Annotated in this window: 13 protein-coding genes and 1 pseudogene; 5 read left to right on the top strand and 9 right to left on the bottom strand. The window is 50.4% G+C overall.

Going from position 1 to position 16,339, the window contains the following annotated elements; all coding sequences use genetic code 11:
- Positions 1 to 9 precede the first annotated feature (9 nt).
- The 4 genes from C2I18_RS26530 to C2I18_RS26515 all read right to left on the bottom strand — a co-directional run bounded on the left by C2I18_RS26530 (position 10) and on the right by C2I18_RS26515 (position 6,093).
- A complete protein-coding gene (locus C2I18_RS26530; protein WP_249898692.1) occupies positions 10 to 3,159 on the bottom strand; it encodes an alpha-mannosidase in 3,150 nt (1,049 codons plus the stop codon).
- Positions 3,160 to 3,318: 159 nt separating this feature from the next.
- Entirely contained in the window at positions 3,319 to 4,368 is a 1,050-nt protein-coding gene (locus C2I18_RS26525) for a LacI family DNA-binding transcriptional regulator (RefSeq protein ID WP_249898691.1), read from the bottom strand.
- 403 nt (positions 4,369 to 4,771) lie between these two features.
- Positions 4,772 to 4,999 carry a small acid-soluble spore protein Tlp gene (gene tlp / locus C2I18_RS26520; protein ID WP_249898690.1) on the bottom strand — a complete coding sequence of 76 codons (228 nt, stop codon included), beginning with the start codon at positions 4,997 to 4,999 and terminating at the stop codon, positions 4,772 to 4,774.
- 122 nt (positions 5,000 to 5,121) lie between these two features.
- On the bottom strand, positions 5,122 to 6,093 hold the full coding sequence (locus C2I18_RS26515; protein ID WP_249898689.1) for a LacI family DNA-binding transcriptional regulator: 972 nt from the start codon (positions 6,091 to 6,093) through the stop codon (positions 5,122 to 5,124).
- A gap of 126 nt (positions 6,094 to 6,219) precedes the next feature.
- Here C2I18_RS26515 and C2I18_RS26510 point away from each other — a divergent pair, with 126 nt between their 5' ends.
- The 3 genes from C2I18_RS26510 (at position 6,220) to C2I18_RS29875 (ending at position 9,604) form a co-directional block, all read left to right on the top strand.
- Entirely contained in the window at positions 6,220 to 7,635 is a 1,416-nt protein-coding gene (locus tag C2I18_RS26510; protein ID WP_249902259.1) for a glycoside hydrolase family 1 protein, read from the top strand.
- A gap of 197 nt (positions 7,636 to 7,832) precedes the next feature.
- A complete protein-coding gene (locus C2I18_RS26505; RefSeq protein ID WP_249898688.1) occupies positions 7,833 to 8,936 on the top strand; it encodes a family 8 glycosyl hydrolase in 1,104 nt (367 codons plus the stop codon).
- Positions 8,937 to 9,472: 536 nt separating this feature from the next.
- Positions 9,473 to 9,604 (top strand): hypothetical protein, encoded by a 132-nt coding sequence (locus C2I18_RS29875; protein WP_481857849.1) that lies wholly within the window; start codon positions 9,473 to 9,475, stop codon positions 9,602 to 9,604.
- A gap of 63 nt (positions 9,605 to 9,667) precedes the next feature.
- Here the strand turns inward: C2I18_RS29875 and C2I18_RS26500 are convergent, their stop codons facing one another.
- From C2I18_RS26500 to C2I18_RS26490, 3 genes are all read right to left on the bottom strand, one after another.
- Positions 9,668 to 10,354, bottom strand: coding sequence for a cyclase family protein (locus C2I18_RS26500; protein ID WP_249898687.1), 687 nt, complete (start codon positions 10,352 to 10,354; stop codon positions 9,668 to 9,670).
- Between the two features lie 174 nt (positions 10,355 to 10,528).
- Positions 10,529 to 11,302: an AraC family transcriptional regulator gene (locus C2I18_RS26495; RefSeq protein WP_249898686.1), complete on the bottom strand. Its 774-nt coding sequence runs from the start codon at positions 11,300 to 11,302 to the stop codon at positions 10,529 to 10,531.
- A gap of 25 nt (positions 11,303 to 11,327) precedes the next feature.
- The gene (locus C2I18_RS26490; RefSeq protein WP_249902258.1) at positions 11,328 to 11,903 is read right to left on the bottom strand and encodes a LysE family translocator; all 576 of its coding nucleotides are present in this window, start codon (positions 11,901 to 11,903) and stop codon (positions 11,328 to 11,330) included.
- A gap of 153 nt (positions 11,904 to 12,056) precedes the next feature.
- Between C2I18_RS26490 and C2I18_RS26485 the strand changes: the two genes are divergently transcribed.
- Both C2I18_RS26485 and C2I18_RS26480 read left to right on the top strand, forming a co-directional pair.
- Positions 12,057 to 12,596: an RNA polymerase sigma factor gene (locus tag C2I18_RS26485; protein WP_481857848.1), complete on the top strand. Its 540-nt coding sequence runs from the start codon at positions 12,057 to 12,059 to the stop codon at positions 12,594 to 12,596.
- A complete protein-coding gene (locus tag C2I18_RS26480) occupies positions 12,583 to 13,719 on the top strand; it encodes a DUF4179 domain-containing protein (protein ID WP_249898684.1) in 1,137 nt (378 codons plus the stop codon). The genes C2I18_RS26485 and C2I18_RS26480 overlap by 14 nt, the downstream gene beginning before the upstream one ends.
- 106 nt (positions 13,720 to 13,825) lie before the next feature.
- Here the strand turns inward: C2I18_RS26480 and C2I18_RS29870 are convergent.
- Together C2I18_RS29870 and C2I18_RS26465 are read right to left on the bottom strand one after the other, a co-directional pair.
- A pseudogene (locus C2I18_RS29870) lies at positions 13,826 to 14,592 on the bottom strand (transposase); the annotation flags it as partial.
- A 444-nt stretch (positions 14,593 to 15,036) separates the two neighbouring features.
- Positions 15,037 to 16,326 carry an arsenic transporter gene (locus C2I18_RS26465; protein ID WP_249898682.1) on the bottom strand — a complete coding sequence of 430 codons (1,290 nt, stop codon included), beginning with the start codon at positions 16,324 to 16,326 and terminating at the stop codon, positions 15,037 to 15,039.
- Positions 16,327 to 16,339 lie beyond the last annotated feature (13 nt).

The following is a 16,339-nucleotide window of genomic DNA, read 5'->3' as shown; positions in this document are numbered from 1 at the left end:
TGCCTCCCTTTATTGTTGACTGGTGAATTTAACCAAAAAAGTGCAGATTTCATACGGTTTAAATTCATGACTACACTCTCTCCCCTGACGGGCTTCTTCCAGCGGACGCTCCATCATATCGCACAGCTGCCAGGAATCCAGGTTATAATGACTGCCCAGACTGACTGTGCTGCGGCTTCCCGTGAATTCATGCAGCCGGACGATGAAGCCGTCTCCCTGTTCAGACAATTTGACCGCATCTATGGCGATATTGGACTGGTTAACCGTAATCAGTGATTTGCCTTCATTACCGGAGGTTTTGCCCTGTACCGCACGGAGGGGATTATTAAGTGCCCAGGCTTCCTCGACAGTACCTCCGGCGACCCAATCTCCAATATGCGGCAGCAGGGCGTAAGTAAACAGATGTTCTCCCTGATCGGCATTCCAGTCCGGTGCAGTTGCGGATTTGATCAGCGATAAACGCATGACATTATCCTTGATATCGTAGCCGTATTTGCAGTCGTTAAGCAGGCTCACCCCATATCCGCGCTCCGATAAATCCGCCCACTGGTGACCGACGCTCTCAAACCGCGCATAATCCCAGCTGGTATTCCAGTGCGTAGGACGTTTTACATTCCCGAACTGGATATCATAGGTAGCTTCCGTTGATCTCACTGCCACTGGAAAAGCTGTCTTCAGCAGCTGATGCTGTTCATGCCAGTCGGCCCGGGTCTCAAAATCAATCCGGCGGCTTGCGGCGTATACCTTTATCTTTTGAATGATCGTGGAATCCATATACCGCCATGTGAACTCCAGTACCGCAGCCAAAGGACCGCATGCAATCAGCTCCACGGATTGAAGATCTGTTATTTCGCGCATTTTCTCCTGATAAAACAGATCAATATCCCAGGCATCGAACATCTTCGGTTTATCCTCAAAAACCTGGAAGACGTTGCCGCGCTCACCTTCTGCCAATACCTCACGCTCTGCGGAATGATCATAAATACGTGTGAGTTGTCCGGATTCATTCCATTCGAGTATATAAAAAGGTGTGGCCAGTACCGAATCCTGCCAAGTAAACGGAACAGCCTGCCCGTTTGTTTCTGCAGCTGCAGCTGTAATTCCTGCCGTCCCCATCATCGGAACCGGAGGCACTTCAATAAGCCACTCTTCCCCCATTCGCTGGGATGGAAGAACTGCCCCGCTGCTGTCTCTCCATTCCTTCGCTGCCTGATCCCTGCAGGCCACAGATACCAATCCTGCCCGGTTAAAAGAAGCCCCGTTGAATACTGTGTATTCTTTTGTATCCTCACCGCCGCCGGCGGCACTAACAAGTCCAGCAACAGCAGCATCCGCAGCCTGTAAGCCCAGCCGCTCCGCTTCCGCATATTCGTTCCGTGCATCCTCATACACCTCCCGGATAGAGGAGCCCGGAATAATATCATGGAACTGGTTGCGCAGGATGATTTTCCAGCCTTCGTACAGCTCCTGCGCCGGATATTGTGTAAAGCCCCCGGACTCAGCGGCCAGCAGCACCTGGAGCCATTCGGCTTCACGGTACAGCAGCTCCAGCTTCCGGTTCATCCGTTTGTTGTAGGCCTGGCTCGTATAAGTCCCCCTGTGATATTCCAGATACAGCTCCCCGTCCCAGGTGTGGACATATTCATCCGTGCGGCTGATCCTCTCGTTTAACCGTTCAAAATATTCATCAGCCCGCCCTGTCTTCACGTTAGGCACCCCCGGGATACTGTCCAGACGGCGGCGCATTTCAAGCATCTCCCGGTTGACCCCGCCGCCGCCGTCACCGTAGCCGTAGGACAGCAGCAGCTCACGGTTCAGATTTTTGTCCCTGTACTGGTCCCAAATTCCCTGGACAGAAAAAGGCTCAATCAGGCCATTGTACGTATAATACCAGGCGCTGGATTCAGGTCCCTCCGGAGTCGTTATGAAGTGGGTCAGCACCTCGCTGCCGTCAATCCCTCTCCACCGGAACGTATCATGCGGCAGCCGGTTGAACTGGCTCCAGCTGATTTTGGTCGTCATAAAGGTATCAATCCCTGATTTCCGCAAAATCTGCGGCAGTGCCCAGCTGTAGCCGAACACATCCGGCAGCCACAGATATTTGCATTCCACGCCAAACTCGTCACGGAAGAACTTGGTGCCGTACAAAATCTGGCGGACAAGTGACTCCCCGCTGGTCAGGTTGCAGTCCGCTTCGAGCCACATTGCACCGCCGGCTTCCCATCGGCCCTCTTCTACACGTTCTGCGATTTCAGCGTAGATTTCCGGATAATCGTGCTTAATATACTCATACAGCTGCGGCTGGGTCTGCAGAAAAATATATTCCGGGAACTGCTTCATCAGCCGCAGCACTGTGGAGAAGGAACGGGCTGATTTTTCCCTCGTGTGGGTCAGCCGCCACAGCCAGGCCACATCAATATGTGTGTGCCCGACTGCGGTAACGGTTACAGGATGCTCCTGCTTCATTTCACCGAGGCGGGAACGCAAAAGCTCGTCAGCCTCGGCTACAGAAGCATAAAAAACAGCGCTGCCGGGCTTCGACCAGTCCAGCTGGTTAAATGCCTGATTGAGTGCTGTCAGCAGCTCCTGCTTCAGCGGCTGATTCTCCGGCAGCTGCTTACTGACTCCGAGGACAGCGCGCCCGGTGTAATAGAGATCGTCAGCAGCCTCATCCAGACAGGCCAGCTCTGCTACTTTCAGCCGGTGCTCCTGAGGGACCGGCAGGCCGCCGCCCTCCAGTCCGGACCAAAGACGGAATGTGAAGTCCACCGTCTGTCCGGCTGTCTCCTCCTCCAGAAAGACTTCCTGGTGGTTGGAGTCCACACCCTGGTACGGCTTGCCGTTCAGGAACAGCAGAGACTCGAATCCGCTGTTATTACCGCCCCCGGTCCGGCCAAAGTCAAAACGTCCGACAATCTTTCTGCCCTGCCAGTCCGCAGGAATCAGAATTTTATGGTGCAGCCATAAATAAGCGTCACGCCCAGTCCAGTAATCTCCCAGACGGTAAGCCTTACCGCCCTCCCCCAACTGCGGATACTCCCCGTTAGCACCTTCGGCATCCTCCCAGCCCTGCCACTCTTCAAGACGGATAGCTTCCCGGTAACGATATACTTCCAGTTCTTTAATACGTGCGCCCAGCTTCTCCTCAGTCCAAAACATTCATTTCTCCTCCTTAATATAACACGTGTTATATGGTAAAAAAGAAGCGGCTGCTCCTTGCGGGGCATGCCGTTTCTGACTTCTGCCGAACCTCAAGCATTTGGCACATCTTATAATCTAACAAACCCATAAACTGCATTTCTTCTTCAGCTGCTTCAATTACGCGCTTTCCCCCGGCCGCAGAATCGCCGGCAGCCACAGCTTGGCCGGCCTTTCCGTTCCCGGACCCTGCTCCAGCTGGTTGAGTACACAGCGTACAGCCTCTTCACCCATGCCAACATAGGGGATTTCTACACAGCTCAAGGAAGGCAGACTCAGGCGGTGTCCCTGAATGGTGTTGTCCGCAGCCATAATCCGCAGCTGATCACCTATGCGCAGGCCTAACCGGTGAGCTGCCCGGTATAAATCCGGCACAGCACTGGACCAGTTAACCAGTACAGGGGGCAGCGTGCCTCCGTCACTTTGCAGATCCCTCAGCCATTCGAGCCAATCTACCCGCCCTTCTCTTTCTTCATGACGTGAGATTACAGGCTGCATCCCATGCTTCAGACACCATTCTGTATATGCATTTTTGCGGTTCTCTTCTGCCCAGATTGCCTGCCCTGCTGTTGAGTGATGAAACACATCAGCATATACCGGAGCTTCAGTAATGGATGTCTTTCCAGCATACAAATAGTCCAGCGCCATTTCTACACTGCCCTTGTAATCGGCGAGCACAGAAAAGATGCCTCCGGTCCCGGCGTAGCCCTCCACGGAGACATAAGGTACGCCGGATTCTTTAACTTTGGCCGCCCATTCTTCATTGCGGTAGCTCGTGCTGTCCAGGGTAACAATACCGTCAATCTTCCGCTGATGGTACAGGCCCAGCAGCTCATCCCGCCCTTCACCGGTTTGCCTGTGTCCCGGGGAGCAGAGCAGAATATGATAGCCTCTTGCCTCACATTCCCGCTGCATCCCCTCAAGCAGCCGCATGAACAGCGGATGGCGGGTGTCGCCGTAAGCTGCAAGTGTCATGCTGCGGCCTGTCTTCATGCTGCGCGCCTGGGCATCCACATGATAATTAAGCTCCTGGATCGCCGCCAGCACCGTTTCGCGTGTCTCCACGCTGACTCCGATTCCCGGAGTATTGTTCAGCACAGCAGATACTACGCTCCGGGATACCCCGGCCAGCTTCGCCACATCGTGGCTGGTCACTCTTTTTTTGCCCATAAAAGCACCTCAGGGTTAATATAACACGTGTTATGCTTGTTGTATAGTCTGATTATAAGGTTATTAAGACCGTAAAGCCGGTATTATAAAGTAAATAAAGAACGTTATAGCGGGGTCGTAATTTATATTCTAAGGGGAAAAGTCCATGCTGCAAAAAAAACAGTACATTTCAGAGGATTAATATAAAAAAGGTGAAGTAATTGAAGTATCCTTTACAGCAAGTAATGATTCATTTCCAGCTCAAGTGTCAGTCCAAAAAATCACTAAAATCAAGGATTAAAACTTATAGTTGCTGCAAATCTTAACCTGATATTTAAAAAGAGAGAGACTTAGTGACATCGACATCATGTCTCCTAAGTCTCTGCCAGAAACCAACTACCCCTTATATCCGGGTGAACGTCACTCAGCTTTCCCGGGAATGAGCCGCTTCGTCTTTGACTTCCGCACGGAAGCCTTCGATGCTGCGCTTGCGGCGTTCGTTCTTATCTTCGATTTCTTCCCGCTCGCGGCTGCTGATTTCAGAGGAAAATTCATTCAAATATTCCTCTGCCTCATGCAAGTTTTGCTGGGTGTTCTGGATGCTTTGCTGCAAATGCTCCACGTTATCTGCCCGGTTATCCGGTTTAGCCATGATTGATCGCCTCCTGATAATTACGCGCCGAACCAACGGACGCTAACCATTACGTTGACCAACAACGGACCATTTTATGCAGACATACAGAACACACAGCTTGCCCACACGCGGACTCTTCTTCAGGTTGTTTCTCTTGAGACCAGACAGTACTGCAGCTCCTGCAGATCCGCCCCCGTATTGTGCAGTCTCCCCTGCAGGAGATTAAAAGCATTGCGCGCCTGGGCCTCAATCGGATTATGCACGGAGGTAATCCCCAGAGTATGTGCCAGCTCCGTATTGTCAAAACCGACGACAGCCAGCTCCTCCGGAACTTTAATTCCCTGCCTGCGTGCTTCGCTGAGAACCCCGGCCGCCACCATATCATTCGCACAGAGTATGGCATCTGGGTGTTCTTCCCTGCTAGCCCACATGTCACGGAGCATCTGTTCTCCGTCACGGATTGAAAAAACTCCTCTCTTCGACCACCCCGGCCCGTCCTGCAGGTTATATTTTGAAATCGTATCCTGATAAGCTTGTACCCGGCTCAAGGTATTAATGCTGCGCTCCCTGCCGAAGGCATTGGCAATCCGCTTACGCCCTTGTGCAATGACATGCTCCAGTGCCAGCAGGTAACCGTCATATTGATTCATGGCAACCGTAGCGATCTGTGAATGCTCTATCCGCTGCCAGGAGACAATAGGACCGTACTTTGTATATGAGCCCAGCAGCTCCTGATCATTCACGCAGGTGCTGATGACGAGTGCGTCGACTCTTTTTCTGCGCAAATCCTCAAAGGCCTGCAGCTCCTTCCCGGGATCTCCGCCTGAGGTATAGATGATGGTCTGGTAGCCGTTCCGGCTGGCCGTTTCCACAAAGCTGTTCAAAAAAGGCAGCATCACTGCGTTAATGCCCTCTGTCACCATGCCGATCTGCAGGGTCTGTCCCGTGGACAATGAAACGGCATTCCCGTTTGGTACATAATCCAGTTCTTTCATAATGGCTGTGATTTTATCTCTTGTCGCCCTGCTCACATGCGGGGAATGATTCAGTACTCTGGATACCGTTGCCTTTGAAAACCCCGACAGCTTGGCGATCTGATCAAGATTTGACATGCTGCTCTCCCTAATTCTTAGAAAATACTTGACATGTAACGCGTTTCAGCATTTAGCATTCAGTTACAGGACATGATACTAGCTTACCATAAATCATCCAACAACTATAAAAAGGCGGGATCCATGATGACCATTAAGTTTCCTGAAGGCTTCATGTGGGGCGGCGCAGTAGCGGCTAACCAGTGTGAAGGTGCATATAATGAAGACGGCAAAGGCTGGTCCACCCAGGACGTTGCTCCGCAAGGCATTAAAGGTCCGGTTACAGAGGTGCCGACGGAAGATAATATGAAGCTGGTCGGGATTGATTTTTACCACCGGTACAAAGAAGATATCAGGCTCTTCGCCGAAATGGGCTTCAAAGTCTTCCGTACCTCTATTGCCTGGTCGCGGATTTTTCCGAAAGGAGACGAGCTGGAGCCGAATGAAAAAGGCCTGCAGTTCTATGACGACCTGTTCGACGAATGCCATAAATACGGGATTGAGCCGCTCGTAACCATTTCCCACTATGAAACACCGCTGCATTTGTCCAAGCATTATAACGGCTGGGTTAACCGTGAGCTGGTCGGCTTCTATGAGCGTTATGCCAGAACACTGTTCACAAGATATAAGGATAAGGTCAAATACTGGCTGACTTTCAATGAGATCAACTCCATTCTGCATGAACCGTTCATGAGCGGCGGGATTTATACCCCTAAGGATCAGCTCAGCAAACAGGATCTGTACCAGGCGGTTCACCATGAGTTTGTGGCCAGTGCTCTGGCGGTCAAGATCGGACATGAGATTCATCCGGATTTTAAAATAGGCTGTATGGTGCTCAGCATGCCGACTTATCCGCTCACTCCGAATCCCGATGACGTGATTGCGGCGATGGAGTCCGAGCATTTGAACTACTTTTTTGCCGATGTCCATGCCAGAGGAACTTACCCTGGATACATGAAACGCTTCTTCAGAGAACGCGGCATTGAAATTCATATGGAGCCTGGTGACGAAGACATCCTGAAGCACACTGTAGACTTCATCTCCTTCAGCTATTATGTGAGCATGTGTGAGACGGCAGACGATTCCAAACGCACAGCAAATGAAGGCAATCTGTTCAGCGGTGTGGCAAATCCGTATCTTGAGGCCAGTGAATGGGGCTGGCAGATTGACCCTCAGGGCCTGCGTTATGTGCTGAATATGTTTTATGACCGTTACCAGAAGCCGCTGTTTATCGTTGAAAATGGACTTGGCGCCAAGGATGAGCTGATCACAGGTGAAGACGGCGTGCCGACTGTAAATGATGATTACCGTATCCAGTATCTAAATGATCACCTCGTTCAGGTCAGCGAAGCTATCGAGGACGGAATCGATGTCATGGGCTACACCACCTGGGGCTGTATCGATCTTGTAAGTGCCTCTACTGCACAGCTAAGCAAACGTTACGGCTTCATTTATGTCGACCGCCATGATGACAATACAGGCACACTCGAGCGTTACCGCAAAAAATCCTTCCACTGGTACAAGGAAGTGATCGCTACCAATGGACAAAGCCTCAAGCGTTAAGGTCTGCAGACGTTAAATATTATGTATAAAAAATCAGGTGCAAACCGCAAGCCGCTCTGCTTTTCCAGGAGACTTGCGGTTTTTTGCTGCGGGATATACAGATTGCAAATCATATATACTTTTTCAGGTAAGCGCTTTAATATTTACACTCTCCTCTGTGCTATACTCTGGGCATAACGATCATAATGGAGGATACTATGCGGAATCTTTTGGGCGAGCTGGGGTATACGGATGAGGAAATCCGGCAGAAGCTAGATAACACCTGGAATGAACTGTTCTACGGAGCAACGGATGTCCGGATTTACCATCCCATGGGTGATGACAAAGGTTATATGGTGGATACAGGCAATAACGATGTGCGTTCAGAGGGCATGTCCTACGGAATGATGATGGCGGTTCAAATGGATAAAAAAGAAGAATTCGACCGGCTGTGGAACTACGCCAAGGAATTTATGCAGCATAAAGAAGGCCGGTACAAGGATTATTTTGCCTGGCACTGCAAGCTTGACGGCACACGGCTGTCGCAGGGCCCTGCACCGGATGGCGAGGAGTTTTTTGCGATGGCACTGTTCTTTGCTTCCAGCCGCTGGGGTGAGGGGCCGGGGCCCTTTAATTATGCCGGGCAGGCGGCTGCGATTCTGCGGGCCTGTCTCCATCAGGGAGAGCGCGGAGGCGATCCCATGTGGGAACCGTCCAATAAGCTGATCAAATTCGTGCCCGAGTCTCCTTTCAGCGATCCCTCTTACCATCTCCCCCACTTTTATGAGCTGTTCGCGCTGCGGGCGGATGAAGAGGACAGAAGCTTCTGGGCTGAAGCTGCGGCAGCCAGCCGGGCTTATCTGCATAAAGCCTGTCACCCGGTAACCGGCCTCTCTCCGGAGTATGCCAATTATGACGGGACACCGGCTGAGCCTCAGCCGCATGGAGATTTCCGCCATTTCTACAGTGATGCCTACCGTGTGGCGGCCAATATTGCGCTCGATTACGAATGGTTCCGCAAGGACCCGTGGCAGGTGGAGCAGTGCAACCGGATCCAGAGATTTTTCCGGAATATTGAGGTGTCGGATTACCGCCGGTATACCATTGCCGGTGAAGCATTTGAAGAGCCGGCTTTGCACCCTGTCGGTCTGCTGGCTACACTTGCCATGGCTTCGCTGGCTGCAGACGGTCCGGATGCCGGGCACTTCGTAAGGCTGTTCTGGAATACTCCGCTGCGCACCGGCGAACGCCGGTATTACGACAACTGCCTGTACTTCTTCAGCCTGCTGGCGTTGAGCGGGAACTATCGGATGTATGGATGAGGGATAGAGCGCGCGGGGATTGTGGATTTAGACCTTAGGGATTGCCAAATATGGCCGCCAATTATTTAACGGACCGTCGTTCCCTTATTTGGCCTATAATGGACATTTTGCCGGGCTAACGGACCGTCGTTCCCTTATTCCCTCAACGTCGTGCCTTTTAAGGGGGAATGGAGCATAATAACGGACCTGGACCTGGTGTCCGTTAGCTGTTCTAATTCCCGCTTTTGACGGAAATAAGGGATCCTCAGTCCGTTAGCATACCGGTAGTGCTCCCAATTCAAAGAGTCTGATTGCTGCAACTGCACTTTGTACACTAGAAAGCTTGCCGGAGCGCCGATATTACTGCAAAACTAATGTACAAAGTGCACTAGAACGTCCTCCGTATCCCCTGCCTTGTCCTGCCTCGCCCAACTGGGTTAGAACAATTACATCACAGGCATATGTATTCGGTCATGGTATTCTAATCAAGGAAAAGCATCAATGAGAATGTACTTGTAGTTACCCACCGGGGAGTTATAAATGTAATTTATCATATTGTGAATGGTATTGTATGGACAAACCAAAGCAACCGGACCTTTCCCGTCTCTTATACCAGTATCCACCGATTAGAGTATCAGGATAACCAATGGACCTTTACTATAGAAAATCTAACGGAACATTTGCAATAAACCTATTGTTCCTCAACTAAAAACCGGCCCAGAGGCATCCCCCCGGCCGGTCTACAATTAAAGTTACTCCTCCACCTCAACAATCACATTCACAATCGAAGCATCGCGGTTTTTGATCCGGAGCGGTGCGGTGAATGCAGAAATGAGTTTTTTGCCTTCCAGCGGCGCAGGATTGATGTCTTCATAGATCAGCATCGTCGGCTCGGCATACTTTTCATGATCCAGAAAGGCATGGTGGACAAAATAGCCGTTGCCCTTGGCATCCTGTAAATTTTCGATGCTCAAAGTATCAATAGCCACGGCCTTGCAGTTAGGGAGCTTCGTCCGTATGTATACAGCAGCTTCCGGTGAAACGGCCGGAGAGTTGTTTGCATAGGTCTCAAAATCTGTATCCCGGAACTTCCAATACCCGGTGTTAAAGATCAGAATATCCGCTTCATCCAGCCCCTCATATTCCTCCAGCATTTCAACCGTAATGAATCCTCCCGGTCCAAGGGGGCAATCGATCAGCAGCGGCTTCCGGTAGATAAAATCTTCAATCGGAATGGCATCGATCCCCTTACCGTTATTCAAATGATGCCACGGTGCATCCACATGCGTTCCGGCATGAAGATAGATGCTGAGCACACTACCGTTCCAGTCATCCCCTTTATCCAGCCGCTCTTTCGGCTCCAATGTAACTTCTGGGAGTCCGGGATACACAGGCATTCCTTCGTAAATTGGGTAACCCATTTCTACGTATTTTGTCATGTTGAGATGCTCCTGGTTCTATCTGGATTGAACTTATACTTTTGGTTTGGAATAGGACGTGACTCCAGAGAATGTTTGGACTTCCGGCCGCTATCTCTCCTACAGTTCCAAACTTCTCCTCCGCCCCTCCCTACCCTTACATTTTTAAATTCAATCTATAATGTTTATTTTAGTTTAATGGACAAGCAAGCTGTACTCAAACGCAGTGGTTCCGTACACGCTCTTGAAATGCTTGTTCAAATGGGTCAGATCCACGAATCCGCATTCTGCTACAGCAGCGTAAACATCGCCATGCTGTTCGATCAGGTGCTTGGCCCGTTCAATCTTGCTGTTCAAAAAGTACTGGTACGGCGAAATGCCGGTATGAGCCTTGAATAAACGGATCAGCTGGAATTTCGACAGATGAAGCTCATGGCAGAGATCCTCCAGTTTCAGCACGCTTGTAAGATTATCCTGAAGCATGGTCTTGGCTTTTACCATTAATAAATCTTCCCTGCGGTCATAACCGGATGGCGTGCTACGGGTCAGGCTGTCTGTCAGCGGCAGCAGCAGTTCACTGCAGAGCGCTTCATTTTCCTCAAATACTGCACTGGCGAGGCTTACTACTTTTGACGCAAGACTATTATTATACACGATAGGTGTAGAAAATCGCACAATCTCCTTCCGCTCACTAACCTCCAGCAGCAGTTCGGGATCAATGTACAGCATCACATAATCCAGCCCGCGCTCATCATGGGCCATTCCGTCATGGGCCTGCTCGGGGTTGAACAGCATAACACCGTTCTGATGCGACAGCTGCCGGCTTCCCTCCAGATTATACTGCTGGATCCCGCGCAGGGTTACCCCAATGGCATATTCCTGGTGGGAGTGCTTTTTGTATTTAAAATCCGTCATGCTTGCGGACAGCGCAGTGATTCCTGCGGATTTTTTATAAATAAACTTTTCCATCTACTTCACCTCTCACCTGCTCGCTCTATAACCATATCATCACAGCCGCATAGACCAGAAACAATGCCATCAGTACATTTACAATCCTGCTGTGCTTCTGCAAAAAAGCCTTAAATATTGTACCGAAAACCACCCAGAATGCAAAGGCCAGGAAGCCGATCACCGTGATGGCCAGCACACTTGCGGATACTGCCGGTACGGTGTCGTAGTAGGGCATGATAAAACCCGGAATGACGGTCATCGTAAACAGGACTACCTTGGGATTCAGGAACTGCATCAGAAACCCGGACCTGAAGGAAGCTGTGGGTCTGGCCTTGGCCCCGGAGACATCCGAATTACAGATTTGATAAGCCAGATACAGCATATAGAAACTTCCGGTGATTTGCATGATAATAAGAATCCTGGGTATCACGTCGGCCAGCAGCGTATTCAGCATAGCAGAAACCATCAGTAAAAGACCAAAGGCCAGCGTTGCCCCATACGTATATTTCATTGCTTTTTTCGTGCCGTAAGTATGTACTGTCGATAGAATAACAATATTCGCCGGTCCCGGTGAAAAGGTTACAATAAAGCAGTAAACCAAAAATGATGTAATATTGATGAGAAAAACCTCCTTCATGTTGTTCTCATCCGATCATACCTTCTGTAAATCTGTCTTATATAGTATGTTATTGCACGATTCTCATTTATTTGTGACCATATGCCCCCTTCACGGGTCTAACTGATATAAACACCAACAAGAAGAAAGGAGTGTATGACATTGGATTTAGCCCAACTTGCGGTGCAGGCCAAAGCCGGAGACCGCGAAGCTTTTATCAGCCTGGTTAAGCAGTTTGAGAATTCCCTGCACTATATGGCCAAATCGATGCTGGGGAAAGACGAGGATGTAGCAGATGCGCTGCAGGAAACGATTTTAAAGGCTTATAAATCAATGCATTCCCTGCGTGAACCGCAATTCATTAAGACCTGGATCTTCCGGATTCTGATTAATGAATGCAACTCTATCCTGTCAGGGCGCTCACGTGCGCTTGTGTACGCTGAGGTCCCGGAGTCCGCTTCTCCCTCGGATGAATATGACAAAGTCGATTTAAGAGAAGCTGTTGACCGCCTGGAAGAGAAGATGAAGGTAGTTGTCATCCTGCATTATTTTGAGGACCTGCCCTTGCGGCAGATTGCCAGTGTGCTTGAAATTTCAGAAAGCGCGGTAAAAATGCGGCTGTCAAGAGCGAGAGAGACGCTGCTGAAGCATTTTAAAATCAATCAAGAGGGGAAGATGAACTATGGATCGGTTTAACCTGGAAAATGAATTTAAAGGACTTAAAGAGGGAAAGGCAGCTGCGGATATGCCCATCTCCCCGCTTGTGCGGGCCCGTCTCGATGAGACCTATGCCTCCCTGCCGGAACAGCCTGCCGGACGCAGAAGCAAACCGCTGTCAAGACTCCGCCGCTTAAGCTCTGCCACAGCAGCCGCCTTCGTTCTCGGTGCAGGGGTGTTCGCTTCCGGCTTTGTATCCCCGGTCATGGCAGATTCGATCAAAAGCATACCGCTTATCGGAAGCCTGTTCAGCTCCATTGAAGGCGATATCGGCCTGCGGAATGCCGGTGACCTCGGACTTGCCTCCAGCGTGAACAGCGGAGTGTCCTATAAAGACGTGAAGCTCGAAGTCACCGAAACCGTCTTTGATGGCAGCCGGGCTGCTTTTCTGGTGAAGGTAGCGGCTCCGAATCTGGAGAACGGCCGGTTTGATACCGGTAAAAAGACCGTTAAACTCAGCGATGCAATCAGTAATGTAACAGTTTCGGTAGACGGCAAACAGCAAGGCGACTCCGGTTCCATCCTGCAGGGCGGGTATTATGCGGGCGCTGGAGAGGCACATCCGGATATGCTGATCTTCGAAGAGGTGCTTGAACCATCGGGCAGCAGCACTGTTCCTGATACCTTCACCGCTGAAGCTGTGCTTACACTGGAAGGGATCGACCATGAATTCAAGCTGGATATCCCATTCACAAAAACAACCCAAGATATCGTAAATGTGCAGCCGGATGCTGTGTCCGCTAACGACGAGCTGTCCGTTTCAGTGGCAAGTTTACAGAGTACGCCTTTAACGACCCGCGTCCACTATTCTATCGCTTTGACTAACGCGGACAAATTAACGGAGAAGCAGGAGAAACAGTTGAACAAGATCCGGGTTGCTGTGTATGACGATCAAGGTCGCCAGCTGCCGGCTCTGAACGGTGATGGCGAGTATTCTTCCAACGCGCTCACCTTTGACGCAAGGTATGCCTCCACCTCCGGAACAACCTCTTACCTGCTGTTAAAGCCTTTTATAGTCGAGGATGATTTCACGGAGACCGTGAAGGAGAAGCAATTCATCAAGGGAATGGAACTGAAGATCGAGCTTCCTGCGGCAAAATAAATAAGATAACAAAAAAGAGGCTGTCCCATAAGTAGATATTCTACTGGTAGTGACAGGCTCATCTCTTCTCAAAAGCTAAAATTGAAGCAGAGCAGCGATTCTCCTGTTATTGGAGAATCGCTGCTCTGCGTTTTTGGTCATTTGCAGCTTGTTTCAATAGATTGTGGGCGAGCGAAAGCCAACCGACCTCGAGTGTCACTTTTTCCATGCCGCGAAGCAGAAAACGCCGGAACCCCCGGTTGTTCTTCAGTTGTCCAAATACGCTTTCCGGCATTTGTTTTCCATGCTTTGCTCTTTTCCTTGTGGTAGCTACCGTACTTCACCACCGCCTGCATCTCTTCCTTTTCCAGATAGGCGTAGTTTTCCTCGCTGCCGTAACCTGCATCCGCAATGACCGTCTTTGGCCGTTTTCCGAGGAGTTGTTGCGCTTTTTCCATATGCGGCTGTAAACAGCGGAAGTCGGTGGGTCTTTGGTGTAGGCTGTAGGCTAAAATAAATTGGTTTTCGGTCCCGATTTGCACATTGTATCCCGGTTTTAGCTGGCCATTTCGCATGTGGTCTTCTTTCATCCGCATAAACGTTGCATCTGGATCGGTCTTGCTGAAACTGCTTCCGGTCACCAAGGAGCTTTTGGTATTGTTCGTACTTCAGCAGCCGGGGAAGCAAATCCTTACGCAGCTTCCGGACGGCTTTTTTCAGGGGCTTGTCTTTGGGTTTTTCCAGGAGCTTTGACTCCAACGCCTGAGTCATTCGTTCGAGTTTCTCACTGCTAATCTCGCTGGACTCGCCAAGTTCGCTCAGGCCCTGGCCGCAGTGTTCCTGTTCTTCTTGTTTTTCTGCGGCCTCTATGCCGGCAAACAATGCAGCCGCTCTACTGCAGCATTCACGACACGGGCAAGGTGGTTGCCCTGGAATATCTTCTTCCAGATCCATTGGCATGCAAAGTTGGTCCATGGTATATTGGATGTACAAAGAAATCGCTCCTTTTTGAGATGGTTGGGTGGTACCTCCATTTTACTAAAAGGGCGATTTTTTTGTTGTTTTTTCAAAAAGAGTTTAGATCCAATTCCGCTTAAACAGTGGAGAGGACGGACTGATTGTGGAAAAGCGGCAGCGGTCGCCTTGGTCTCCGGATTTTCACCGCTAAGGGGAATGAAAAAAATCTGGAGAGCACAGCGATTGGAACAACGGTCCGTTCGCGGAGCGTCCAGCCAAGGTGAACACGTACATCCTACTCCAAACCAAGGGCCGCCCCAAGCAGCCATTTCATGGCTTTTGGGACAGCCCCTTTTGTGCTTCTGATTACCGTCTATGAATTTAAAATAAGACCAATGTAAGATAAAGCCCGACAAGCGTAATAAACAATGTTGGAATCGTCAGAATAATACCGGTTTTAAAGTACGTTCCCCAGGAAATCTTCACCCCTTTGGCCGACAGCACATGCAGCCACAGCAGCGTAGCCAGCGAACCGATCGGCGTAATCTTGGGGCCAAGGTCAGACCCGATTACATTCGCATAGATCAGCGCTTCCCTGATCAGGCCGGTGGTATGCGTAGCATCAATAGCCAGGGCATCGATCAGCACCGTAGGCAGGTTGTTCATAATGGAAGAGATCACAGCCGCTATGAAGCCCATCCCTACCGTGGCAGCGAACAGCCCTTGATCGGCAACAACCTGAATGACCTCTGACAGCACGTCCGTAAGCCCGGCATTGCGCAGCCCGTATACCACGACATACATCCCTATCGAAAAGAATACAATCGCCCAAGGCGCACCCTTCACCACTTCCATAGTGGGTACATACGGGCTTCTTCTCGCCATCAGCAGGAAAAAGAGTGCCACGAACATGGCCACAACAGACACCGGGATGTGCAGGAATTCGCTGACAAAGTAGCCTGCGAGCAGAATCGCCAGGATGATCCAGGACAGCTTGAACATCTGTTTGTCTTTAATCGCTTCCTCCGGAGGCTTGATCCCTGTGCTGACATAGCTTTTGGGAATGCTCCGGCGGAAGAACCAATACAGCACAAGAATACTTGCCCCAAGCGAGAACAGCGTAGGTATAATCATCCGCCCGGCATATTCCATAAAGGTAATCCCGAAATAATCCGCAGAGACAATATTGACCAGATTGCTGACTATCAGCGGCAGTGAAGTGGTATCGGCGATGAATCCGCTGGCGATGATGAACGGGAACACTTTTTTCTCGTCAAAATTAAGTGCCCGGACCATCGCCAGCACGATCGGCGTCAGGATGAGCGCCGCACCGTCATTGGCAAAAAAAGCAGCCACAACCGCACCGAGTACACTCACATAGATGAACATCCGTGTTCCGTTCCCCTTGGCGGCTATAGCCATATGTAGGGCAGCCCATTCAAAAAATCCGATCCTGTCGAGGATGAGTGAAATCAGGATGATCGCTACAAAGGCCAGCGTCGCATTCCAGACAATGAGGGTGACGTCGAGGACATCACCCAGGCTGACTACACCGGCAAGCAAAGCAAGGATGGCTCCGCCGCAGGCGGACCATCCAATTGACAGATTTCGGGGCTGCCATATCACAAAAAATAAGGTAATGATGAAAATAAGACATGCAAGGATAACCAACACTTTACCTCCC

It is taken from the genome of Paenibacillus sp. PK3_47 (assembly GCF_023520895.1).
In the GTDB taxonomy this organism is placed as follows: Bacteria; Bacillota; Bacilli; order Paenibacillales; family Paenibacillaceae; genus Paenibacillus_AQ.
The sequence above is the reverse complement of the archived record's forward strand: the minus strand, read 5'-3'. Positions and strand labels throughout refer to the sequence as shown.